The organism is Pantoea phosphatilytica, from assembly GCF_051025615.1.
Taxonomy (GTDB): Bacteria; Pseudomonadota; Gammaproteobacteria; order Enterobacterales; family Enterobacteriaceae; genus Pantoea.
The window spans coordinates 1-22,307 of the sequence record NZ_JBPFDF010000004.1 but is presented as its reverse complement, the minus strand read 5'-3'; the positions used below and the strand labels follow the sequence as shown (position 1 = coordinate 22,307).

Annotated in this window: 16 protein-coding genes; 12 read left to right on the top strand and 4 right to left on the bottom strand. The window is 56.9% G+C overall.

The genetic code is table 11. The annotated features are described in order from the left end of the window. The first annotated feature begins 106 nt into the window (after positions 1-106). Entirely contained in the window at positions 107-412 is a 306-nt protein-coding gene (locus tag ACR6AS_RS15080) for a hypothetical protein (protein ID WP_293772693.1), read from the top strand. A 177-nt stretch (positions 413-589) separates the two neighbouring features. Continuing rightward, positions 590-1,681, top strand: a complete 1,092-nt coding sequence (locus ACR6AS_RS15075) for a diguanylate cyclase (RefSeq protein WP_418803533.1) — start codon at positions 590-592, stop codon at positions 1,679-1,681. A 21-nt stretch (positions 1,682-1,702) separates the two neighbouring features. Here the strand turns inward: ACR6AS_RS15075 and map are convergent, their stop codons facing one another. Beyond that, complete coding sequence (gene map / locus ACR6AS_RS15070) at positions 1,703-2,500, bottom strand: type I methionyl aminopeptidase (protein WP_111139529.1); 798 nt, start codon at positions 2,498-2,500, stop codon at positions 1,703-1,705. Continuing rightward, positions 2,497-2,742: a ParD-like family protein gene (locus tag ACR6AS_RS15065; RefSeq protein ID WP_111139528.1), complete on the bottom strand. Its 246-nt coding sequence runs from the start codon at positions 2,740-2,742 to the stop codon at positions 2,497-2,499. The genes map and ACR6AS_RS15065 overlap by 4 nt, the downstream gene beginning before the upstream one ends. A 243-nt stretch (positions 2,743-2,985) precedes the next feature. Between ACR6AS_RS15065 and ACR6AS_RS15060 the strand changes: the two genes are divergently transcribed. From ACR6AS_RS15060 to cobA, 7 genes are all read left to right on the top strand, one after another. Beyond that, positions 2,986-4,209, top strand: coding sequence for a nitrate- and nitrite sensing domain-containing protein (locus ACR6AS_RS15060; protein WP_434162771.1), 1,224 nt, complete (start codon positions 2,986-2,988; stop codon positions 4,207-4,209). Between the two features lie 260 nt (positions 4,210-4,469). Beyond that, positions 4,470-5,732: a CmpA/NrtA family ABC transporter substrate-binding protein gene (locus ACR6AS_RS15055; RefSeq protein ID WP_418798977.1), complete on the top strand. Its 1,263-nt coding sequence runs from the start codon at positions 4,470-4,472 to the stop codon at positions 5,730-5,732. Continuing rightward, the gene (ntrB, locus tag ACR6AS_RS15050; RefSeq protein ID WP_434162769.1) at positions 5,732-6,604 is read left to right on the top strand and encodes a nitrate ABC transporter permease; all 873 of its coding nucleotides are present in this window, start codon (positions 5,732-5,734) and stop codon (positions 6,602-6,604) included. Before ACR6AS_RS15055 ends, ntrB begins: the two co-directional genes overlap by 1 nt. A 10-nt stretch (positions 6,605-6,614) precedes the next feature. Further along, on the top strand, positions 6,615-7,403 hold the full coding sequence (locus ACR6AS_RS15045) for an ABC transporter ATP-binding protein (protein ID WP_434162766.1): 789 nt from the start codon (positions 6,615-6,617) through the stop codon (positions 7,401-7,403). Positions 7,404-7,413: 10 nt separating this feature from the next. Then, on the top strand, positions 7,414-11,487 hold the full coding sequence (nirB, locus tag ACR6AS_RS15040) for a nitrite reductase large subunit NirB (RefSeq protein ID WP_434162763.1): 4,074 nt from the start codon (positions 7,414-7,416) through the stop codon (positions 11,485-11,487). Further along, complete coding sequence (locus tag ACR6AS_RS15035; protein ID WP_434162761.1) at positions 11,484-14,105, top strand: nitrate reductase; 2,622 nt, start codon at positions 11,484-11,486, stop codon at positions 14,103-14,105. Before nirB ends, ACR6AS_RS15035 begins: the two co-directional genes overlap by 4 nt. Next, positions 14,102-14,932 carry a uroporphyrinogen-III C-methyltransferase gene (gene cobA / locus ACR6AS_RS15030; RefSeq protein ID WP_418803523.1) on the top strand — a complete coding sequence of 277 codons (831 nt, stop codon included), beginning with the start codon at positions 14,102-14,104 and terminating at the stop codon, positions 14,930-14,932. The genes ACR6AS_RS15035 and cobA overlap by 4 nt, the downstream gene beginning before the upstream one ends. A 332-nt stretch (positions 14,933-15,264) precedes the next feature. Here the strand turns inward: cobA and ACR6AS_RS15025 are convergent, their stop codons facing one another. Both ACR6AS_RS15025 and iraP read right to left on the bottom strand, forming a co-directional pair. After that, positions 15,265-15,531, bottom strand: coding sequence for a hypothetical protein (locus tag ACR6AS_RS15025; protein ID WP_111139519.1), 267 nt, complete (start codon positions 15,529-15,531; stop codon positions 15,265-15,267). An 801-nt stretch (positions 15,532-16,332) separates the two neighbouring features. Next, the gene (gene iraP / locus ACR6AS_RS15020) at positions 16,333-16,683 is read right to left on the bottom strand and encodes an anti-adapter protein IraP (protein ID WP_111139518.1); all 351 of its coding nucleotides are present in this window, start codon (positions 16,681-16,683) and stop codon (positions 16,333-16,335) included. 1,147 nt (positions 16,684-17,830) lie between these two features. On the opposite strand from iraP, the gene ACR6AS_RS15015 reads away from it, so the two are divergent. From ACR6AS_RS15015 to ACR6AS_RS15005, 3 genes are all read left to right on the top strand, one after another. After that, complete coding sequence (locus tag ACR6AS_RS15015) at positions 17,831-18,136, top strand: hypothetical protein (RefSeq protein ID WP_434162757.1); 306 nt, start codon at positions 17,831-17,833, stop codon at positions 18,134-18,136. An 825-nt stretch (positions 18,137-18,961) separates the two neighbouring features. Continuing rightward, positions 18,962-19,636, top strand: coding sequence for an SOS response-associated peptidase family protein (locus ACR6AS_RS15010; RefSeq protein ID WP_111139515.1), 675 nt, complete (start codon positions 18,962-18,964; stop codon positions 19,634-19,636). A gap of 1,161 nt (positions 19,637-20,797) precedes the next feature. Next, on the top strand, positions 20,798-22,307 hold a 1,510-nt coding region (locus ACR6AS_RS15005; protein ID WP_434162754.1), incomplete at its 3' end, for a BapA prefix-like domain-containing protein.

The window sequence follows — 22,307 nt, the reverse complement described above, 5'->3', positions numbered from 1 at the left end:
TCCGGGCTGGCAGAATCAGCAGCATACTGTCAGCCCTACATCCTCCACGTTTGCTGGCCGTAAATGCGGTACACTGCCATAACAATCCGCTACCGGACATGCCGCTATGAACGATAAAAAGATGATCTCGATTGACCAGTTCGATGCTGACGAGCGACTGGCTGTTGAGCAGGTTTTCAGGGCGCTGGCTGAGAAATACCGTCAGCGAACCGGCAAAGAGCCGGACAGCAAAAAGGAGCGGGAATTTACCAGTGAGGCGCGTCAGCAGGTGATGGCACGCAAGCTGGAGAAGGCGAGAGCGCAGGCGGAGAAGCAGAAAAAACCGCTGCGTAAAAAGAAACCTTCTTCACTCACGGCCAGTGAAGTCAGTGATTTCAGCTGGTCTGCTTCTGTGGCGAAAGGGCGCAGATAAAGGAGGCCGCCTGCGGACAGGCGCGCGGCCCCTTTCCGCTCAGGTCAGGTGGAGTGCGTTCAGGCAGGGCGAGTATAATCACGGTGGCCCATGCAATAAGAATATTCTGCAAATTATATATCCTGCCTTATCATTTGCCGATAAACTGCGGTAACTTTTCGCTGCTTCAGTTTGCCTATGAATTACTACACACCCGACGATGCCCAACTGAAGCGCCGCTCAACGCGATTTGTGCGCCGTATGTTTATGATGCGCCAGCTTGGTACTTTTCTTTGCTTTCTGCCCATTCTGTCTGTGTTGATGGAGATGGGCAGGAGCGCAGGGGTGTGTGCGCTGCTGTTTATCAACGCGTTCATCTGGCCCTATGTCGCCTGCAGGCTGGCGTTGCGGTCGCGCGATCCTACCGGATTTGAACGTAAGAATCTGACGCTGGATGCCGCCTTCGGCGGCGTCTGGGTGGCGCTGATGGCTCTGAGCCCTTTGCCTTCCGTCATTATCATGGCGGTACTGATTTCGGATCGCTACTCCGCTGGCGGCTGGAGCCAGCTGAAATCAGCCCTGCAGGCCTTACTGCTGGCTTTTCTGCTGGTCTGGCTTGCTCAAAGGGCGCCTGTCGTGCTGACATTCAGCACCCGCACTGTCTGGCTCTCTCTGCCGCTTGCCAGCGGGTATCTGCTGGTGCTGAGTGTGGTGTCACACAATCTGACGCTGAGTCTGCGCAAAAAGAACCGGGAGCTGGAACGTATCGCACTGATGGATCCCGGCCTGAAGATCCCCAACCGGCGCTTATTCGAGCGGCGGCTGGAAAGCGAATATCTGCGCACCCAACGGGGCGAAGGCAAGGCCTGGCTGATGTTACTGGATGTCGACCACTTCAAGCAGGTTAATGACACATTCGGACATGAAGCGGGCGACTTTCTGCTGGCAGAGATTTCAGCGCTGCTGCGTGACAGCGTGGGCCTGAAGGATGTGCCTGCCCGTTTTGGCGGCGATGAGCTGTGCGTGATTGTGCGAGATGCCGACGAAAGCAGCATCAGGCGGCTGGCGGAGCAGATCAGGCAGGGTATATCGGCGCTGCGGCTGCCAGCCTCCCCGACTTTTCAGTGCTCGGTCAGTATCGGCATTGCCGCCGCGCGTGATGCCGCGTCGATTCATGCGTGGCTGCGATACGCGGATGAGGCGCTTTATCGGGTTAAGCGTGCCGGACGCAACGATGTGCTTATCTGGCACGCCAGCGCAACAGAAACGCTGAGTAAAGTCAGGAGCTGACTGTCAGCCTGAGCGCAGGTCTCAGCCGCCTGATGAGATCGCAGGGTAGTCGCCGGTGCCATCAGGCCACGGCGTCAGCAGGTCAAAACCGCTCTCTGTGACGGCCACGGTGTGTTCCCACTGCGCAGAGAGTGAGCGATCTTTGGTTACTACGGTCCAGCCATCTGACAGGACGCTGGTTCCGGCTTTACCGGCATTGATCATGGGCTCGATAGTGAAAATCATCCCGGCCTTCAGCGGCATCCCCTGGCCTGGCGTACCGTAGTGCAGCACCTGCGGATCGGTATGGTAGATCTCCCCGACACCGTGACCGCAATACTCCCGCACGACCGAGAAACCTGCACCTTCCGCCACACGCTGAATAGCGGCACCCACATCGCCCAGCGTTGCGCCAGGCCGGACGGTTTTGATCCCGGCGACCATTGACTGATAGGTGATCTCAACCAGGCGCTTTGCCCGCACTGAAGGCGTGCCGACAAAATACATCCGGCTGGTATCGCCATACCAGCCATCTTTAACGATCGCCACATCGATATTAACGATATCGCCATCCTTGAGTTTCTTACTGGCCGGAATACCGTGGCACACCACATGATTAACCGAGGTGCAGGTGGTGCGGGTGTAGCCGTGATAGCCGATGTTCGCGGGCGTCACTTTAAGCTCATTCACGATGAAGTCGTGGCAGATATCATCCAGCTCTTCAGTGGTGATGCCGGGACGGACGTGAGGCGTGATCATCGCGAGCACCTCGGCCGCCGCCTGACCGGCTGCGCGCGCCATCTCGATCTCTGCGGCGGTATGGATTTTAACGCTGTTCATGACACATCTCCCTGTGCGGTGAGGCTCTCTTTCGCGAGCATATTACGTATATCGGCGCTGCCCTGCAGTTCAAGCCGGATCAGCATTTGTGCCAGCTCCTGCTGGGTCTGCTGCGGGTAGAGTTCAGCCAGCATACCCAGTTTCAGCCAGTGTTCTGCCTGTGCATTGATCGAGCGGCTCATCGCCTGACTGGCGATGCGCAGATTCTCGTGCATCAGGTCGGAGATTTTAACGATACCCATGCAAGCCTTATATGAAACGTATATGTTTCATATATTGTCTGTCGATAACGCTGTTCATTGCAAGGACAAATTTCATCCACATCTTAACCCTGCGCACGGATTGTCACGGGAATGGGGCCGCTCTGCATCATTCAGAGCACCCTGTTGTCTGGCGCTTCCCCTGATTCAGGAGAGCCTGTTCGATGTAGTACGAAAACGGCACGGCTTTTGCTTGACTCCCTTTTTGCATCATAGGGGGCAGCAATGGATGACGCACTGAGTTGGTTACAGGCCTCACGGCATAGCGATATTGCCAGCCTGCAACGCCTTCGCCAGACCGGTAAGCTCATTACTACCGTCAGCGAGCTGGTGCATCAGCTTCAGCGCGAGCGGGGAGCGAGCAATCTGTGGATTTGTTCTGAAGGCCGACTTTACGGCGAGCAGCGGCTCGCCAGTGAGCAGGATGTGACGCGCTGCCAGCGGAATTTTTGCGAGGCCTTACCCCAGGCCGAAGCCCAGCCGGGATACAGCCGGTTCTGTAATCTGATCGCCGCCGCGTTGCAGGCGCTGGCCGGGTTACCGGCGCTGCGCCAGCAGATTACGCAACAGCAGATTGCGCACGCGCAGGCCGTTGCAGCGTTCAGCACCATTATCCGTAGCTTACTGAACCTGGTCTTTGAGGCCGCCGACACTGCCAGCCATCCTGACATTACGCGCGCGCTCATTGCGCTGTTCAGCTTTATGCAGGGTAAAGAGCTGGCGGGGCAGGAGCGCGCACTCGGCGCGGCCGGCTTTGCGGCCGGACAATTCAGCGCAGCGCAGCGCAACGGCATGGTGGCCTTGATTGAAGCGCAGGAACAGAGTTTTCTGACCTTCCAGCAGTTTGCCGATGAGGCCGTTTTACAGCACTGGCAACCGCTGGCGCAGGCCAGCCGCGAAATTGAACGACTGCGGCGCATTGCCTGTACTGACGGGCGGCGGGACGACAGCGGCGCACTGCACTGGTTTTCGCTGCTGTCACAACGTATCGATCAAATGAAATTGCTGGAAGATCAGCTGTCAGCCACGCTGATGTCGCGCTGCCGCGAGGCCATCGCACTGGCACAACATCAGGCCGCTGAACCCCTGCAGGTAGCGCAGCCGGGCTGCAATTTTACGTTATATGTCTCCGGAGCGGACTGGCTGCCTGCCGAGTCGGGTGCGCTGAACAGCGACGGGCTGGCGCCCCAGCTCGGTCGCTCACTGCTGTCGTTGATCGCGGAGCAGTCCCAGCGTCTGCAGCATCAGGCCAGCGAGCTGGCTACGCTGCGTACCACGCTGGAAGAGCGCAAATTACTCGACCAGGCAAAAAACTGGCTGATGCAGCAGCATGGGCTGAGTGAAGAGCAGGCCTGGCAACGGCTGCGTAAAAGCGCGATGGATCAGAATAAACGGTTGCCGGAAATTGCCCAGGCGATCGTCACGGTGGCGGCCACGCTGAAGAAATAACTCTAAAGCGTTAGCTGCACAATGCCTGTGCGTGATCTGCGTCACCATCGTGCAGAATAGATCAAAAAACAGCCAGGTAAACACCTGAAACGCCACGCGCAGTACCTTTCAAAAGCTGGCACGCGGTTTGCTTTATCTTACTGAGTAAATGTATTTGCTTTGCCAACGGCGGTAAAGCGAGTGCTTTGGATAAAGGCGTCCATCTCCCTGTGAAAGCAGCGGAGAGGACGCCTTTTTTTATTTCCTGAGGGTGGCAAAAAATGAGCAAATCGCCAGTTTCACTGTCTCGTCGTCAACTGCTGTTATCCGGTGCCGCAGTTGGCGGGCTGTGGCTGTTGCCGGGATTGCGCAACGCCGTATGGGCGGCGGATTCCGATGCGCCAGAAAAAGCCACCGTGCGGGTGGGGTTTATTCCGCTGACCGACTGTGCGCCGGTCATCATGGCGTCAGTGAAAGGCTTTGATAAAAAATATGGCCTGACGCTGCAACCCAGCAAAGAGGCGAGCTGGGCAGCCGTCCGCGACAAACTTACCTCCGGTGAACTCGACGCAGCCCATGTGCTTTACAGCCTGATCTACGGCCTGCAACTGGGAGTGGCCGGGCCGCAGCATGACATGGCGAACCTGATGACGCTCAATAACAATGGTCAGGCGATCTCCCTGTCGAACCAGCTTAAAGCGCAGAAGGTCACCGATGCCGCCAGCCTGAAAAAGCACATCGACAGTCAGCCTGAAGGCAGTCTGACCTTTGCACATACCTTTCCGACCAGCACTCACGCGATGTGGCTGTACTACTGGCTGGCCAGTGCCGGCATCAATCCATTTGAGGATGTGCGCACGGTTGTCGTGCCGCCGCCGCAGATGGTGATGAATATGAAGATTGGCAATATGAGCGGCTTCTGTGTGGGCGAGCCGTGGAACCAGCGCGCCATCAGCGACGATATTGGCTTTACCGCCGCGACCAGTCAGCAGATTTGGCCCGATCATCCCGAAAAAATTCTGGGTACCCGCGCCGCGTGGGTGAAAGAAAACCCCAACACTGCGCGCGCGCTGACGGCGGCTGTTCTTGAGGCGGCGCGCTGGATCGATGCCTCCGATGACAACCGCCGTGAAACGGCGCAGGTGCTGGCCGGGCGCGCCTGGATCAACACGAAACCTGAGATTCTGCAAGGCCGTATGCTCGGCCAGTACGAGAACGGGCTGGGGCAGAAATGGCAGGACCCGCACGCCATGCGCTTCTTCCATGACGGCAGCGTCAGTTTCCCCTATCTGTCCGATGGCATGTGGTTCCTTACCCAGCTCAAGCGCTGGGGAATGCTGACCCAGGAGCCGGACTATCTGGCTGTCGCAAAGCAGATCAACCACATCGATATCTACAAACAGGCCGCCAGCGCCGTCGGCAACGTCACGCTGCCCGACAGTGAGATGCGCAGCAGCACCCTGATGGACGGCAAGGTATGGGATGGCACGAATCCTGCCGCTTACGCCGCCAGCTTCGCCATTAGCCACCAAGAGAGGTCGTGATGAAAAGCCAGACTCGTTCCCTGACGCAGCCTGATACGCTGCCCACCCGCGCTACGGTCGTGCCCCTTCAGGTCACGCCAAAAAAGAGGCGTTCACCCGCGCGCCTGCGTCCGTTTTTGCAGCGTGCCATCCCCGCGCTGTGCGGTGTGCTGCTTCTGCTGCTGGTCTGGCAGATCGCGGCCCTTTCCAGCAAAGGCTTTCCCGGCCCGTACGCCACCTGGGACGCGGCGAAAATCCTGTTCGCCGATCCCTTCTATAACAACGGCCCCAACGATCAGGGCATCGGCTGGAACGTGCTGGCCTCGCTGCAGCGCGTGGCTATCGGCTTTGGTCTCGCCGCACTGGTGGGGATCCCCGCAGGCTTTCTGCTGGGGCGTTTTACCTTAATGGCGCGCATGTTTAATCCGGTTATCGCACTACTGCGTCCGGTCAGCCCGCTGGCCTGGCTGCCTATTGGTCTGCTGCTGTTCCAGCGCGCCGAACCCGCCTCCAGCTGGACCATTTTTATCTGTTCTATCTGGCCGATGATTATCAACACCGCAGAAGGCGTGCAGCGCATTCCTCAGGACTACCTGAACGTCGCGCGCGTGCTGCAACTGTCGGAATGGACCATCCTGCGCCGCATTCTGTTTCCTGCCGTTCTGCCTGCGGTGCTGACCGGGGTTCGCCTGTCGATTGGCATCGCCTGGCTGGTGATCGTGGCTGCGGAAATGCTGACGGGAGGCCTGGGGATCGGCTTCTGGATCTGGAACGAGTGGAACAACCTCAATGTTGAAAACATCCTGATTGCCATTTTGCTGATTGGCGTCGTCGGCCTGCTGCTTGAGCAGGGAGTAATGCTGCTGGCCCGTCGCTTTAGCTGGGATAAATAAGGGGAACACGATGCAACCTATCATTCGCGTAGAGCAGGTCAGCCAGCGTTTTACCACCTCCGGCGGCGATTTTCTGGCGCTCGATACGGTCAGTTTTGATATCCATCAGGGGGAAACCCTGAGCCTGATCGGCCACTCCGGCTGCGGGAAATCCACGCTGCTCAACCTGATTGCCGGTTTGACCCGACCCACCAGCGGGGTCCTGTTATGTGATAACCGCGAAGTGACGGGCCCCGGCCCTGAGCGCGCCGTGGTGTTTCAGAACCACTCGCTGTTGCCCTGGCTGACGGCGTATCAGAACGTTGAGCTGGCGGTAGAGCAGGTGTTTAAAGGCAGGATGAACAAGGCGGAACGACGCGACTGGATCGAGCACAACCTCAACCAGGTGCAGATGAGTCACGCCATGCATAAGCGCCCCGGTGAGATCTCCGGCGGCATGAAGCAGCGCGTCGGTATCGCCCGTGCGCTGGCCATGAAACCGCGCGTGTTGCTGCTCGACGAACCCTTCGGTGCGCTGGATGCCTTAACGCGCGCGCATCTGCAGGACTGCGTCATGCGCATCCAGCAGGCGCTGAACACCACCATCGTCCTGATTACGCATGATGTGGATGAAGCCGTGTTGCTGTCCGATCGAGTGCTGATGATGACCAACGGTCCGGCGGCGCAGGTGGGCGATATCCTGACGATCGATCTGCCCCGGCCCCGTTCACGCGTGGCGCTGGCGGATGACGTGCGTTATCACCAGCTGCGCCAGAAAGTGCTGCATTTTCTCTACGAAAAACAGACCACGGCGGCATAAGGACGACACCATGAAACAACGGCTGCTGGTTGCGGGTAACGGGATGGCGGGTATGCACATGGTTGAAACCCTGTTGCAGCTGGCGCCAGCGCGTTACGACATCACTGTGATTGGCCGTGAGCCGCACGGCAACTATAACCGTGTGCTGTTGTCGCCACTGCTGGCCGGGGAAACTACCGCTGAACAAACGCTGATCCACGACCCTGACTGGTATCACCATCACGGCATTACCCTGCTGGCGGGAGAGACGGTGGAACAGGTGGATGTCGCTGAGCGGACGTTACGCACCGACCTGCGCCTCCTGCACTGGGACCGGCTGGTCATGGCAACCGGATCGCAGCCCTGCAAACCCGCTGTTCCGGGCAGCGACCTGCCGCATGTGAGCCTCTTTCGCACGCTGCGGGATGTTGACACGTTGCTGGCGGGGCACGGCCCGGTAGTGGTGGTCGGCGGCGGCTTTCTGAGTATCGAAGCCGCCGCCGGACTTCAGGCGCAGGGGCGCCAGGTCACGCTGATCCATCGTCAGTCGCGTTTGCTCGACAAGCAGCTGGATGTGAGGGCGGGGGAATTACTGCTGGCTCAGCTCCGGGCGCGCGGCATTCGCTGTGAACTCAACGTCAGCCTTGCGGCAATCCGCACGGATCGTGTGATCCTTCAGGATGGTCGTGTGCTGGCGGCGCAGCAGGTGGTGATGGCTATCGGTGTTCAGCCGGCAATCGCCGTAGCGCAGGCCGCCGGTATTCCCTGCCAGCGCGGTATTCTGGTTGATCGCCAGTTGCGTAGCGCGCACGCCGGCATTTATGCCGTAGGCGAATGTTGTGAAATCAGCGGCGAGACCTTTGGTCTGGTCGCGCCCTGTCTGGCCCAGGCGAAGATTCTGGCGGCGCAACTGGCCGATCGGCCTCAGGCAGATTTCCACAGCGCGGCGACGGGCACCCGTCTCAAAGTCAGCGGCATTTCCCTGTTCAGCGCTGGCGACATTGAGGATGCCCCGTCCATCACCAGTTTTGATCCGATCGCCGGGCACTATCGCCGCCTGTTCCTGAAAAACGGCCGATTAAACGGCGTGCTGTTGTATGGCGACTGCCAGCGAAGCGGCGCGCTGCTGAACGCACTCCATAACGCCGAACCGGTTTCTGTGAACACGCTGTTCGGCCTTGATGAACCTGAAACGCAGCCGCTGGCTGCAGGAAATCCTGTGATGAGCCAAATGAAACCTGTATTAGCCGTGGTCGGTCACGGCATGGTCAGCCACCATTTTCTGGAACAGCTGGTTGCCCGTAACCTGCATCAGCACTATCACGTTGTGGTCTACGGTGAAGAGCGTTATCAGGCTTACGATCGGGTTCACCTTTCTGACTATTTCACCGGGAAAACGGCTTCGCAGCTGTCGCTGGTGAGCGAAGATTTTTTTGCCCGCAACGCGATTGAACTGCGTAGCGGTTGCCGGGTAGAGGCGATCGATCGCCAGCAGCGCAGCCTGCGTGACAGCTCGGGCCGTGAACTGGCCTGGGATAAGCTGGTGCTGGCCACCGGCTCCCGCGCCTTTGTACCACCGGTGCCTGGGCATGATGGCGAGCGCTGCTTTGTCTATCGCACGCTGGACGACCTGGATGCCATCGCCGCCTGCGCCCGCCAGAGCCAGCGCGGCGTGGTGATCGGCGGCGGACTGCTGGGCCTGGAAGCCGCCAATGCGCTGAAGCAACTGGGGCTGGAGACACACGTTGTTGAGTTTGCGCCACGCCTGATGGCCGTGCAGCTGGACGACGGCGGGGCGCTGATGCTGCGGCAAAAGATCGACTCGCTGGGCGTAACGGTGCATACCTCGAAACAGACCGAACAGATTGCCACCCGGCCTGACGGCAGTCTGGTGCTGCACTTTGCCGATGGCGGCGAGCTGCCCACCGATCTGGTGCTGTTCTCTGCCGGTATCCGTCCGCGTGATGAGCTGGCCCGGCTCGCCGACATCAGCGTGGGGCCGCGCGGCGGCATTACCATCAATGATCATTGCCAGACCAGTGACAGCGACATTTATGCCATCGGCGAATGCGCGCTGTGGAACGGGCAGATTTTTGGCCTGGTGGCGCCAGGTTACCAGATGGCGCGCGTGCTGGCCGCGCATCTGGCGGCCGAACCCGCGCAGTTCACCGGTGCCGACATGAGCACCAAGCTTAAGCTGCTGGGCGTAGAGGTTGCCTCCTTTGGCGATGCGCACGGCAAAACAGCAGGCAGCCTGAGCTACCACTGGGCCAACGGGCCAAAAGGCATTTACAAGAAGATCGTGGTCAGCGACGACAACAGACGCCTGCTGGGTGGCGTGCTGGTGGGAGACAGCAGCGACTATGCCACGCTCCTGCAGATGATGCTAAATGCGATGCCGCTGCCGGCGGCACCGGAAGCCCTGATCCTTCCCGTGATGAATGGCGCGCCGGCCAAAGGATTGGGCGTTGCCGCGCTGCCGGACAGTGCCCAGGTCTGTTCCTGCCATAACGTCAGTAAAAGCGATATCTGCCAGGCGGTGCAGAATGGCTGTGGCGATATGGCCAGTATAAAAAGCTGCACTAAAGCCGCTACAGGCTGTGGCGGCTGCACTGCGCTGGTGAAACAGGTGATGGAGTTTCAGCTGGAAGATCTGGGCGTCTCCGTGAAAAAAGATATCTGTGAGCACTTCGCCTGGTCCCGTCAGGAGCTGTATCACCTGATCCGTGTCAATGGCATCAAAACCTTTGACGCGCTGCTGACCCGCCACGGACGGGGCTGTGGGTGCGAAGTGTGTAAACCGCTGGTGGCTTCGCTGCTGGCCTCATGCTGGAACGATTACCTGCTGAAACCGGCCCATTTACCCTTGCAGGACACCAATGACCGTTACTTTGCCAATATCCAGAAAGATGGCACCTATTCGGTCGTACCGCGTGTGCCGGGGGGCGAAATCACGCCACAGGGCCTGATCGCCATCGGCGAAGTAGCCGCACGTTACGATCTCTATACCAAAATAACCGGCGGCCAGCGTATCGATCTCTTTGGTGCGCGACTGGACCAGTTGCCTGCTATCTGGGAAACTCTGCTGGACGCCGGGTTTGAAACCGGTCATGCCTACGGCAAATCCCTGCGTACGGTGAAATCCTGCGTGGGTTCGACCTGGTGTCGTTATGGCGTGCAGGATTCCACTGCTTTTGCCATCGCGCTGGAGAACCGCTATAAGGGCCTGCGCGCACCGCACAAGATCAAGATGGCCGTATCCGGCTGTACCCGCGAATGTGCGGAAGCGCAAAGTAAAGATATCGGCGTAATCGCCACGGAAAATGGCTGGAACCTGTATGTCTGCGGCAATGGCGGCATGAAGCCTCGCCATGCCGACCTGTTTGCCAGCGATCTGGATGATGAGACGCTGATCCGGTACGTCGACCGGATTCTGATGTTCTATGTGCGCACGGCGGACCGCCTGCAGCGTACCAGCGTCTGGATGGATAACATGGAGGGCGGGCTGGACTACCTGCGTGAGGTGGTCATTCACGACAGCCTGGGGATCGCCGCTGCGCTGGAACAGGAGATGCAGCAGGTGGTGGACACCTGGCAGTGCGAATGGCAGACCACGCTGGCCGATCCTTCAAGACGTGCGCTGTTTACCGCCACTGTGAACAGCGAACAGCCGGATGAAACACTGCACTATGCGCGCGTGCGCGGGCAGCGTCAGCCACACAAGGCCACCGGTATCCCTCTGATGCATCTTCCCGCCGAACCCTGGAGCGAAATCTGCCCCCTGGATGCCATCCCGCCAGAGGCTGGCATCGGAGCCCGTCTTGGCAGCGTCCGTATTGCGTTATTCCGTATGGGTGAGGACTGTTATGCCGTGGAGGATTGTGAGCCCGGCAGCGAAGCCAGTGTGCTGTCACGCGGCATCCTGGGGGATGTTGCCGGGGAGCCGGTCGTGATCTCGCCGCTTTACAAACAGCGCGTGCGCCTGCGGGACGGACAGAGCCTTGATAATCCTCACCATCAGTTGCGCTGCTGGCCGGTCAGAGTGGAGAACGGTCAGGTCTGGGTCGCGAACCGTCCGCTTAACCTGATGGCGCAGGCATCATGAAAACCACATGCGCCTATTGCGGTGTGGGCTGCGGTGTCGACGTCACGCAGCCGCCGGGCGGGCCGCTCCGGGTCAGTGGCGATGCCCGTCATCCGGCGAACGCCGGGCGGCTGTGTGTCAAGGGCGCAGCCCTGGGCGAAACGCTGACGCTGGCCGGACGGTTGCTTCATCCTGAGCTTCATCACCAGCGGGTCAGCATGGAGACGGCACTGGATGCCGCGGCTGACGGGCTGCGCAGGATTATTGATGCACACGGCCCGGAGGCGGTGGCCTTTTACGGTTCCGGCCAGCTGCTCACAGAAGATTACTATGTGGCGAACAAGCTGATGAAGGGCTTTCTCGGCGTCGCCAATATCGATACCAATTCACGTCTGTGTATGGCCTCAGCGGTGACAGGCTATAAACGGGCTTTCGGGGCAGATGCCGTACCGTGCTGTTACGAGGATCTGGATCAGGCCGACGTCGTTATCCTGGTCGGATCGAATGCCGCCTGGGCCCATCCGGTGCTGTTTCAGCGCCTGAAACAGGCCAAAGTGCAGCGCCCGGAGATGCAGGTTGTGGTCATCGATCCGCGCCGTACGGCCAGTTGTGAGTTCGCCGATCTGCATTTACCGCTCCGGCCGGGCAGCGATCCGGCGCTGTTCTCAGGCCTGCTGCACTGGCTGGAACAGCATGGCGGCATTGACGCCACGATGCTGCCGCACCTGGAGGGGGTGGACACCACCTTGCAGGCCGCGCGGCGGTGGGATTGTACGGCGGTGGCAGCCCATTGTGATCTCAGCCATGAATTGATCGCTGCATTCTATCGGTTGTTCGCCCGGCATGAGCGCGTGCTGACCTTATGGTGCATGGGCATCAACCAGTCACAAAGCGGCAGTGACAACAACAATGCCATTCTCAATGCGCACCTGCTCAGCGGCAGAATCGGCCGACCCGGCTGCGGGCCGTTTTCGCTGACCGGGCAGCCGAATGCGATGGGCGGGCGGGAAGTCGGGGGGCTGGCCAACCAGCTGGCGGCGCACATGAGTTTCACCGCAGACGATTGCGACCGTTTGCAGCGTTTCTGGCGCAGTCCGCGCATGGCGCGCGAGCCTGGCCTGACGGCGGTCGATCTCTTTGACGCCATTGATCGCGGAACCATCAAAGCCGTGTGGATTATGGGCACCAATCCGGCGGTTTCGATGCCAGAAGGTAACCGCATTGCCCGGGCGCTGGCGGCCTGTCCGCTGGTGATTGTGTCCGATGTCCTGGCGCAGACGGACACCACCGCTTTTGCGCATATTTTGCTGCCCGCACAGGGCTGGGGAGAAAAGAACGGCACCGTGACCAATTCTGAACGCCGGATTTCTCGTCAGCGTGCATTTATGCCTGCGGCCGGAGAAGCGAAACCGGACTGGTGGTTACTCGCGCAGGTCGCTCAGCGTCTCGGCTTCGGTGAAGGCTTTAACTGGACTCATCCGGCCGCCATCTTCCGCGAACATGCGGCGTTGTCGGGATTTGAGAATAACGGCCAGCGCGCCTTTGATATCAGCGGCCTGGCGGGTATCAGCGACGCAGAGTGGGATGCGATGAAGCCGGTGCAGTGGCCGATCAACGCGCGCTATCCCCAGGGCTGCGCCCGGCTTTTCAGCGACCGCCACTTTTATCATCCGGATGGCAAAGCCCGCCTGTTGCCACCGGCCACGCCACAGCCAGTGGTCCCCGGAACGGCTTACCCGTTACTGATGAACAGCGGACGGATCCGCGATCAGTGGCACACCATGACGCGTACCGGCCTGGTTCCCCGACTCATGCAGCATTGTGATGAGCCGTTTGCCGCCCTCCATCCGCAGGACGCACAACGCTATGGCCTGTGCGAAGGGGCACTGGCACGGGTGCAGTCCGACTCCGGCTGGATGACCGTGCGCGTGACGTTCGACAGCGGGCTGCGGCGCGGCGAGATCTTTGTCCCTATGCACTGGAACCGGCAGTTCAGCCTGCAGGGCAGGGTCGGCAGTCTGGTGGCCTCTACCCGCTGTCCGGTCTCGTCACAGCCCGCTTTCAAACAAACCGCCGTACGTATTCAGCCGCTCAACACCCGCTGGCAGGGCTGGCTCTGGCAGCGCGACCTAAGCCCGCCTGACGGACTGCGCTACTGGGCGCGTACACCCTATGAAGGCGCGCAGCGTTTCAGCCTGGCCGGCGACGGTTCGCCAGACCAGTGGATCACGGCAATCCTTCCGCCCGACGGGCTGCAACTGCAAACTGCCCATGCAGCGGAACCGCATTACCGCCTGCTGGCCTGGCGCGACGGCGAACTGCAACTGGCCTTTTATGCCGGTGCATCGCTACCCGCGATCAATCATGACCAGGTTGCGCAGGCTTTTCGCCAGCCACCGTCGAATGCGGCGGCGCGGCACGCCTTGCTGGCGGGACAATCGGCACAGCATGCTGAGGCAGGCCGGACGATCTGTAGCTGTTCTGGCGTCGGGGAAAACACGATATTACAGGCGATTAAACAGGGCTGTCACACCACCCAGGCACTGGGTCATGCGCTCAACTGTGGTACCAACTGCGGCTCCTGCCTGCCGGAGCTAAAACACCTTTTGCTTTCTGTTGCTGTACCGGAGGAAGAATGACAATCGCGATTGACGCTTTGGATAAACTGCTGGCGCCGGAAAACGCGTCCAGCCCGGGTAAGGTCTGGCTGGTCGGCGCCGGGCCGGGGGATGTGGAGCTGTTGACAGTCAGGGCGCTGCGTCTGCTGCAACGCGCGGATGTCGTGGTCTACGATCGCCTGGTCAGCGAAGCGGTGATGGCGGAAGTCGCCAGCAGCGCGCTCTGTATTGATGTCGGTAAACAGCCGGGTCACCACGGCCTGAAGCAGGCTCAGATCAATCAACTGCTGGTGGATCTGGCCGCCAGCGGGCGCAATGTCGTGCGTTTAAAAGGTGGCGATCCCTTTATCTTTGGCCGTGGCGGGGAAGAGATGGTCAGCCTGCAGCAGGCGAATATTGTCTGCGAAGTGGTTCCCGGCATTACCGCCGCCGTGGGCTGCGCAGCGGCCAGCGGCATTCCGCTGACGCACCGTGACTGCGCCCAGTCATTGCGTTTTATTACCGGGCACGGGCGCAGCGGCGAACCGCAGCTGGATGCGGCGGCGCTGACCGCGACCAATCAGACGCTGGTGTTTTACATGGGGTTAAGCTGGAGCAGCGTGATAAGCAAGCGGTTACGGGAATGTGGCCGCAGCGCGGCAACCCCGGTGGCAATTATTGAAAACGGTACGCGCCAGAACCAGCGGGTATTGATCACCACACTGGCCGGGTTGCCTGAAACGGTTGAACAGCAAAAACCGGTCTCGCCATCGTTACTGATTGTGGGCGATGTGGTGCGCTATTACCGTGCGGATCGCGTTGCAGCCCATGAAGGTGAGAGGGCGATGAGTGAAATTGCCGTGCCCTGATTTTAGGGTGCTGAAGGAAAAGGGGACTCTTTTTACGGCTGGCGTGTGACGCCTGAAGCATGATCTGTGAATCTGTCAGTGGCAGCCGGAAACCTAAGTGGCTTTCTGATAAAACGTATGCCTGACAGTGATGACCTGGATATTTTAATCCTCAGACGCTATCTCAGCCTGCGCACAACCGGCGACGCTGTGCAGAGGCTGACGATCCCAGACGGAAAGGGGCCTGCTGAGACCCTGGCCTGCGTTCTGATTTATCTTCGCCAGGCTTTCGTGGGTGCATCACGCCGTCCGTTTTGCGCTGTACTCATAGAACACTGATACGGTAAATCGACTCAGTGCCAGACCTCAACAATCCTGGCGGTGTTCTGTTCAGCGTCAAAGGGGAGGGCCGTGTCATTACGGATAAGGGCAGGACTCAGGCAGGTCTTCTGAATAGCATCAATGATGTTCTTACGACGACTTTCATCAGTTTCTGCTTTAAGCATCTGTTTAAGCTTATCAACAATCGTCACGACACTGATATCAAGATAATCGTCCGCGAGTGATAAAACGGCCTCACCAATCACGATATTCACTAATTCTTCTTCACTTCTGCACATACATTCTTCTTTTTGTCTGTCGGTAAAATGTCCGCTCTGGCGGGTGAGCAATAATGCTGCGTAAATTTTTTACCTGTCACGTACAAACGCTTTCTGCCTTGTATTGTGAAGTTTAACAGCCAGAAGGCGAACACCAGCGCAACAGACGTCAGACAAAGTAAAAAGGGATTCAGCGTGATGATGAGAAACCACCCAGACGCTAAATAACAAATCTTACACCCTCGACGAAAGGTGAACTCATTATAGCGTAAGCAAAGCGGTAATCGCGCCGTTATAGAAAATAAATTCAGGTTGATGTCAATATATCAAGAAGAATTCATGATTCAGGTTCGCAAAAAAACGAATGCGTTCGTCCTGACTGACGATGGCTGAGCAGGATTTTGCAGTAAAATCAGAGGGCCAGGTGATTTTCATAACGTGCATGCAGGCAGGGGGGGAAATATATCGTGATGGATAGCGATTTGTTTGTACGCGACAGGGTATGCCAGAAGATCACGTTGCAAAAAAGGGGGGCATTTACGGTTCGCTGCTGGATAAGAAAACGTATTTTATTATTATTTTTTAGTCTAAGGTTTATATATTCTACAAACTGGCTGGCTGATAAAATACAGCGACACGTGTCAGGTTTTTACCAGTCTTTTATTCAACAGTGTCGGCTTTAAGTGAATCAGGTCTTAATGCAGATGCGATAGCATGGGTTTTAATAAGTAAGGCACCCGGGATTGGCGGGCCTGATGTGAATAATACCAGCACTGAAAATAGCGCTGGCATCCTGATCAGGGAAGAAAGTAACGTCTGATGTTAACTGTCATTTTGAAGAGGGGTCACACCCTGAAGCGCATGTAGCCCTTCATGGTTAACTTCTTCATCGGCACCCTCTACAGCGGCTGAAATAGTCAGCAGGCTCTGCAGTTCACTCAGCAGAATGGCAGCATCGGACTTAAGTATTTCATCCGACTCAGCGGAATCAATGACAGTATTAATGGCTTTATTAGCGCTCTCGATCATTTCGGTCACGCCGCCCTGTTTGCTGACGGCCAGCACAAGTGCGCTGATCAACAGAGACTGTGCTTCAACACGCGCTGTCAGCTGTTTCATATTCGCATCGATGTTTGAGATTTTGGCAAGCATGCTCAGCACTACGTTTTTCATATACCCCCCTGTTAAAACGTAAAATTTTAACTTTTATTCCTGATAGTGAAAAGCCCAAAAATTCTGAAAATCAAAGTCCCTAAAGAATGGCGTATACTCAACCGCTGTCAGTGTGCGACAGAATAATCTAACTCTCTGAAATAACAGCACTCTGAGCTGATAAGATCAGACTAACTGTTTTCAAATAATTAAAGCCTCTGCTGTTTATCCCTCACGAGAATTTATAACGTTCAACTTTTCAGGAGTCCGTTAATCTGCATTCAGGATGCTATTTTAATGCTTATCGCTGCAGGCTAAGTATCGTCAGACGTTTTACTCATTCAGACCAGAGGCGCTATGACTGCAGATGGCGATAAAACCAGGCAGCACGCTACACGATTACAATGCCTGTCGCTTTATGCCGGGTAACTTCAGAGAAGCCTGAAATGGCTGGGTAACGAAAGAAGTCTGACACTATTCGGCAGACGGAATGAAGAAATTGAACGCTGACATCAGGCTAGCTTAACCTTCAGGTTGTTCAGGTGACATATACCTGTTTCTGTTAATAACGTCAGCATCAGAATGATAAATAGATCGCCACAGCATCTGCAACGCTTGTCTGAATCGCAAACGCAGGCGGTGATAAAGCCAGAATACCGGTTTACAGTCATCAATAAGCGCAAAAAGCAGGCCGCTGATAAAGAGGTATAGCCAGATTAAAAATCAGGACACTTCGGCATATTAAACCTGGAAATCGCGAAAGTTGAGCTATTTAACACTTTTTATTTTCGGGTTCGAATTCAGGTTAAGCGATGGCAAAGAAGCCCGCATTACACAGGCGTAAACTGGAACAAAAAAGGAAAAAACGCAGTGTCAGCCTGGGCTGACCAGGGCACTATACAGTATTCCGTCTGGATAGGTAGCGTGAGTGTCGAATTTTCGAAAAGTGAGCACAATATGCTTTCAGACCAGAAACTCATCCGGTTTGAGATTAAAAGGCATGCTGAAGCCTTACCATTCTCAATTTCAATTTTCTTTTCATCTGATTGCATTTTCATGCAGAGAAAGCGCCATAAAATTGTAAATACAAAGGTAAACGTCACCCCCATTAATCTCACTATTATTTAGCTGGAACAATTCACTCTGCTGAATGGGGGGCGCAACCTGTATGAAAAAAGCAAACGCGCTGAGAGCAGCATGGTATCAGGGGCAACCTTATTTCACGCGTCGTAAGGCGTTTTGCTTAAGGGTAGGCAGTAAACGCAATTCAGTTACTGTTTTTGGCTGGCTGATGATTTATGACGTTCAGGGCCGCCCTGAAGCAAAAAGCAGTGACTTGCTGATGTCCGGTCCTGAAATTGCCAGCATACCGGATCGCGTCTGCGGTGAAATATGTTCAGCTTCTGTGAGCACCGGATGCGGATGGGAAGGGAGAGCAGTCTGGTCTGAGCAATCACACATCGCGCTAATCTGAGCAGCCCCTTCCCGATCAGGTCAGCCCTGTTCATGTTTCACCTGTCGAATGCCGGCAGAAAATAACGCCACAGACGCAGGTTTCATTGTTTGTCTTTGTCGCGCTTATCCTGTTCGGGCTTCCATTCAAGGCCGCACATGTCACAGGAAAACTTGCCGTCAGGGCACTTTCGGGGCCCCCGGAAATTGCAGAAAGGGCACGTTCGCGGTCTGTAAGCCATTTTCACTTCGCCTTCCGATTACGCGTTCTGTTCAGGCAGACTGCAAAAAAATCTGCGCTTCCGTCTGTCCTGAAATAACACTGACTGCCTGTTGCTGTTTATGCTGGCTTCTTCTGCGAGGCTATCCCTCAAGTGGTGCGGGGTGATGAGACGCAACAGCCTGTTCCACCCACTCATCAGATGGCCTGTCGCCTGACACTGCGATGAGATAGGCCTGTCCGGATTGAGAGCGAAAGGTTGAAACCCGGAAACCCTGATTAAAACGCACAGGGCCTGGCGCCACAATCTCGAGCTGATTCTGGGTAAAGTCTGTTTTCGATAAATAGCTGATGTAATCACCAGGCGCTGCCACGCTCACTGACCTTTTTTCACCTTTCCAGCCTTCACCAAATAGCATTACGTCGGGCATCTCTACCTCTGCTGTTGTATGACGTCATTTAACCTTATGGTGTGATTGCCGATTACACAATCTGTCCGGCCGATCTGAAAAACATCTCAGGGTAAACCCATGCCGGATCTCTGCAAAATCCAGAAATCCCGCCGCCGGTTGCCGGATACATCCCTGACGTTCACATATCACACTATCCTTAGCAGAGGAGGTATCTATGTGTGGACGGTTTGCGCAGTACAGCAGCAGAGATGACTACTTTGACGCTCTTGAACTCAAGGCAGATGAAATTGTTTATGACCCGGAACCGATCGGGCGTTTTAATGTTGCGCCAGGCACTAAGGTTCTGTTGCTGAACGAACGGGACGATGCGTTGCATTTTGACCCGGTTTACTGGGGCTACGGCCCGGCGTGGTGGCACAAGCAGCCGCTAATCAATGCCCGCGGTGAGACGGCGGCAACCGGCCGCATGTTCAGGCCGCTATGGGAGAATGGTCGTGCGATCGTGCCTGCCGATGGCTGGTATGAGTGGAAGCGGGACGGCAATAAAAAGCAGCCCTATTTCATCTACCACCGAACGCGCGTGCCGCTGTTTTTTGCGGCGATTGGCAGGGCGCCTTACGGTCAGGATCACGGGCATGAAGGATTCGTTATCGTCACAGCGGCGAGTAACAAGGGCATGGTCGATATCCACGACCGTCGCCCGCTGGTTCTGACAGCGGATGCGATACGCGAATGGTTAAGCGAAGACACCACGCCTGAACGGGCGCAGCAGATCGCTCAGGATGCGGCGCTGCCAGAAAAGGACTTCTGCTGGCATCCTGTGTCAGCCAGAGCAGGCAGCATCCGTAATCAGGGCGAGACGCTTATTGAAGAGATCAAACCTGACTGAGCCGGATTGCGAACGGCTGATGCGTTTACGGCGTAATGGGGGCATCCTCTGCACAACCGATCTGATGCGCCGCGAATACGGCTCTCTTCACGCCTTTGTGGTCAGTGAAGTGGATGGGGAATACTCCCTGCGCAGTTCGCGGCTACTGGCTGGTCAAATCGAAATAGTCCGTGGCAGATAAAATGTGAACATCGGTCGCCATGCCTTACAAACGGCACAACAGGTATTCCGGGAATGACGTCACGGGATGAGCAGACCAGATTAATTCAGGACATCCCTGAGAACATGAACGCTTACAGGAATAGTCAGCCCGGACCTGAATAAGCCCTTAAATTTATTTAAATGCATGATAACTGTCCGGTTAACATTAAATCGTGCTGCCATTTATAAACAGAATATTTCGTTCAGGTTTAAATCAGCCATCAATACCGGCGTTTTAACGTACACGTCTGTTTTTGAGCCAGCCGCGGATCGCTAACGTTGCAAAAATAAATGCCATGCTGCGCGCCCGCGCCACTTCGCAAATAAATCTGTCCATCCCTGCACGCTGAATTTCCGTCAACTGACGGGCCAGTTCTGCATCAACCGGGGCTGGAAAGTGCTGCGCGACAGGCGGCGCTTGCCGTGACGAGCCGATGCCATCTGTACCTTATTATTTAAATTAACTGATAAATTTTGTCCGTTAATAAATCTGAGGGACACGAAGAAGCGGCGTGAGGGCTGATCGTATTCAGACGCCGAAAAATATTTAAAACAACAGAAAGCATCAACTATTCACCTAATGAAATTCCAGATTTTACCTGGTAGTCAGAGAGGCAGGCGAAGGATAGTTTATGTCTATCCAGCGTCAACTATTCCTGTTTTAATGGCAATAAGTCATTGAGATTGATAGGGGTTGAATGAGCCGACGCTCGAACTCTTGCAATGAATGGTGCTGATTAATCTCATTGGCAGACAGAAACTGTCCGTGGAACTGATTATTTAATCTGGCTGATCTTCTTAACCATTATCCTTGTTACGGATTGCGATTAATCCGTTGAGTATCGGGTCTGGCTCAGCACCTTTATCTGGTCGCTGGCATCTGCGTGCCTGAAATCAGTAAAGCGCCGCTTTATTTTTAACGGCATTGCGACTCACTACCTGGTATATAAGGAAATCTCCATGGCTTTTTCAGGCACGGACCGTTTCACGGTCGTCTCGCTGACAGGCGGTCAGCCACTGCTCCGGCAGGCACAAAGTTCGTCATCTTTTAATCTGAGCGAACCCGCCATTATTACGCTGCAGGGCTTACCGTCTCAGATTGCTTCCTATCAGAAGCAGGGGGATGACCTCATTCTCAATCTGCCGGAGAGCGACACGCTCCGCTATCAGCACTTCTTTACTGAGGTGGCAGGTGAGCGAAGTACATTACTGTTTCAGCAGGGCAGTCTGCTCCAGCAGGCGCAATTCAGTACAGAAACAATGGACGACGATCAGGCTGTCATCACGCTGACGCCCGTCCTGCAGCCTGTCGATCGGGCGAATGCGCTGACCCCTTTCCCGGCCAACGTAACAGCAGCCTCAGAGCCAGCGTTATCTGGAGTTTCTGTTGCAGAAAACCAGACGCAGGCGTCTGAGAAGACGGCGTCTGGCACGGAAGGGACTTCCGGCGACGCGGCCTCAACCTTAACGTTCGCACACGCGGCGGAAACAGCCACATTAGTGATCACCTCCACGGCGGCTGAAACCGACGCGGTTGTCCTGCCAGCCCTGACCCTGGATCCCGTCAACGGCGACAACACCGTGAGTTATAAAGAGGGGATTTACGGCGTTATCTTCACCGGCACCGCGGCCCATCTTCCCTCCGGTACAACCATTGAGCTGACGCTGGATGGCCGGGTCTGGCAGGGCAGCACCTGGCAGGACCAGTGGCAGGTCCAGATATCGGACAGCGAGCTGAAGACGATAAAGGATGGCAACTACAGCATCACGGTTCGGGCTGCTGACGCAAACGGCAACAGTACCAGCCTGAGCCACGACCTGCTGCTGATCACCCACTACAACAGCAGCAACCCGAAGGTGACCGTCAACCCGGTGACGCTGGCGGATGCGTTTGAGTACAGCGGGGAAACCTGGTACGTTCTCAGCGGCACGATAGATGCCCCGCTGCCGATCAAATCCTTTATGGTGCAGGTGTATGACACCTTCCACTGGAACACGGCGGTGATCCGGCCAGACGGCACCTGGCGGGCGGAAATCAGCGCCTCTGAACTCTCTGAGGGCGGCAATAACCTGGAGTTCGGCGTGCTGGACGGCGCCGGAAACTGGTTCGAACAGGGGGGGTACGTCAGGGCCGACCTGACCACGCCGGTTGACGAGGGCACCCGGGTGCCGCCGGTTCACGAGGAGAATCCGACGGACGGCACCCCCCCGCCTGACGGCGGCGACACGCCGGTCGGCGCGGCGCCCGTTCTCGTCATTCACAGTTTCACCGGGGACGGCGTACTGAGCGCGGAGGAGAAGCTCTCGGCCCAGACCTTCAGCGGCACCCTGGAGAACATGGCCGCCGGAAGCACGGTGACCGTGCTGCTGAACGGCCAGACCTACACCACAGCGCTTGCGGCGGACGGCAGCTGGAGCGTCACCCTGCCGGCTGCCGATCTGCAGGTGCTGCCAGTGGGCGCGGGCACCC

Bases quoted from the DNA above. Each gene is read 5' to 3' on its own strand.
- ACR6AS_RS15015 (WP_434162757.1), top strand. From the start codon at position 17,831: ATGAAAAAAGCAAACGCGCTGAGAGCAGCATGGTATCAGGGGCAACCT.
- map (WP_111139529.1), bottom strand. From the start codon at position 2,500: ATGAACAGCGTTAAAATCCATACCGCCGCAGAGATCGAGATGGCGCGC.
- ACR6AS_RS15010 (WP_111139515.1), top strand. From the start codon at position 18,962: ATGTGTGGACGGTTTGCGCAGTACAGCAGCAGAGATGACTACTTTGAC.
- ACR6AS_RS15065 (WP_111139528.1), bottom strand. From the start codon at position 2,742: ATGGGTATCGTTAAAATCTCCGACCTGATGCACGAGAATCTGCGCATC.
- ACR6AS_RS15060 (WP_434162771.1), top strand. From the start codon at position 2,986: ATGGATGACGCACTGAGTTGGTTACAGGCCTCACGGCATAGCGATATT.
- ACR6AS_RS15055 (WP_418798977.1), top strand. From the start codon at position 4,470: ATGAGCAAATCGCCAGTTTCACTGTCTCGTCGTCAACTGCTGTTATCC.
- ntrB (WP_434162769.1), top strand. From the start codon at position 5,732: ATGAAAAGCCAGACTCGTTCCCTGACGCAGCCTGATACGCTGCCCACC.
- cobA (WP_418803523.1), top strand. From the start codon at position 14,102: ATGACAATCGCGATTGACGCTTTGGATAAACTGCTGGCGCCGGAAAAC.
- ACR6AS_RS15075 (WP_418803533.1), top strand. From the start codon at position 590: ATGAATTACTACACACCCGACGATGCCCAACTGAAGCGCCGCTCAACG.
- ACR6AS_RS15045 (WP_434162766.1), top strand. From the start codon at position 6,615: ATGCAACCTATCATTCGCGTAGAGCAGGTCAGCCAGCGTTTTACCACC.
- nirB (WP_434162763.1), top strand. From the start codon at position 7,414: ATGAAACAACGGCTGCTGGTTGCGGGTAACGGGATGGCGGGTATGCAC.
- ACR6AS_RS15035 (WP_434162761.1), top strand. From the start codon at position 11,484: ATGAAAACCACATGCGCCTATTGCGGTGTGGGCTGCGGTGTCGACGTC.
- iraP (WP_111139518.1), bottom strand. From the start codon at position 16,683: ATGAAAAACGTAGTGCTGAGCATGCTTGCCAAAATCTCAAACATCGAT.
- ACR6AS_RS15080 (WP_293772693.1), top strand. From the start codon at position 107: ATGAACGATAAAAAGATGATCTCGATTGACCAGTTCGATGCTGACGAG.
- ACR6AS_RS15025 (WP_111139519.1), bottom strand. From the start codon at position 15,531: ATGTGCAGAAGTGAAGAAGAATTAGTGAATATCGTGATTGGTGAGGCC.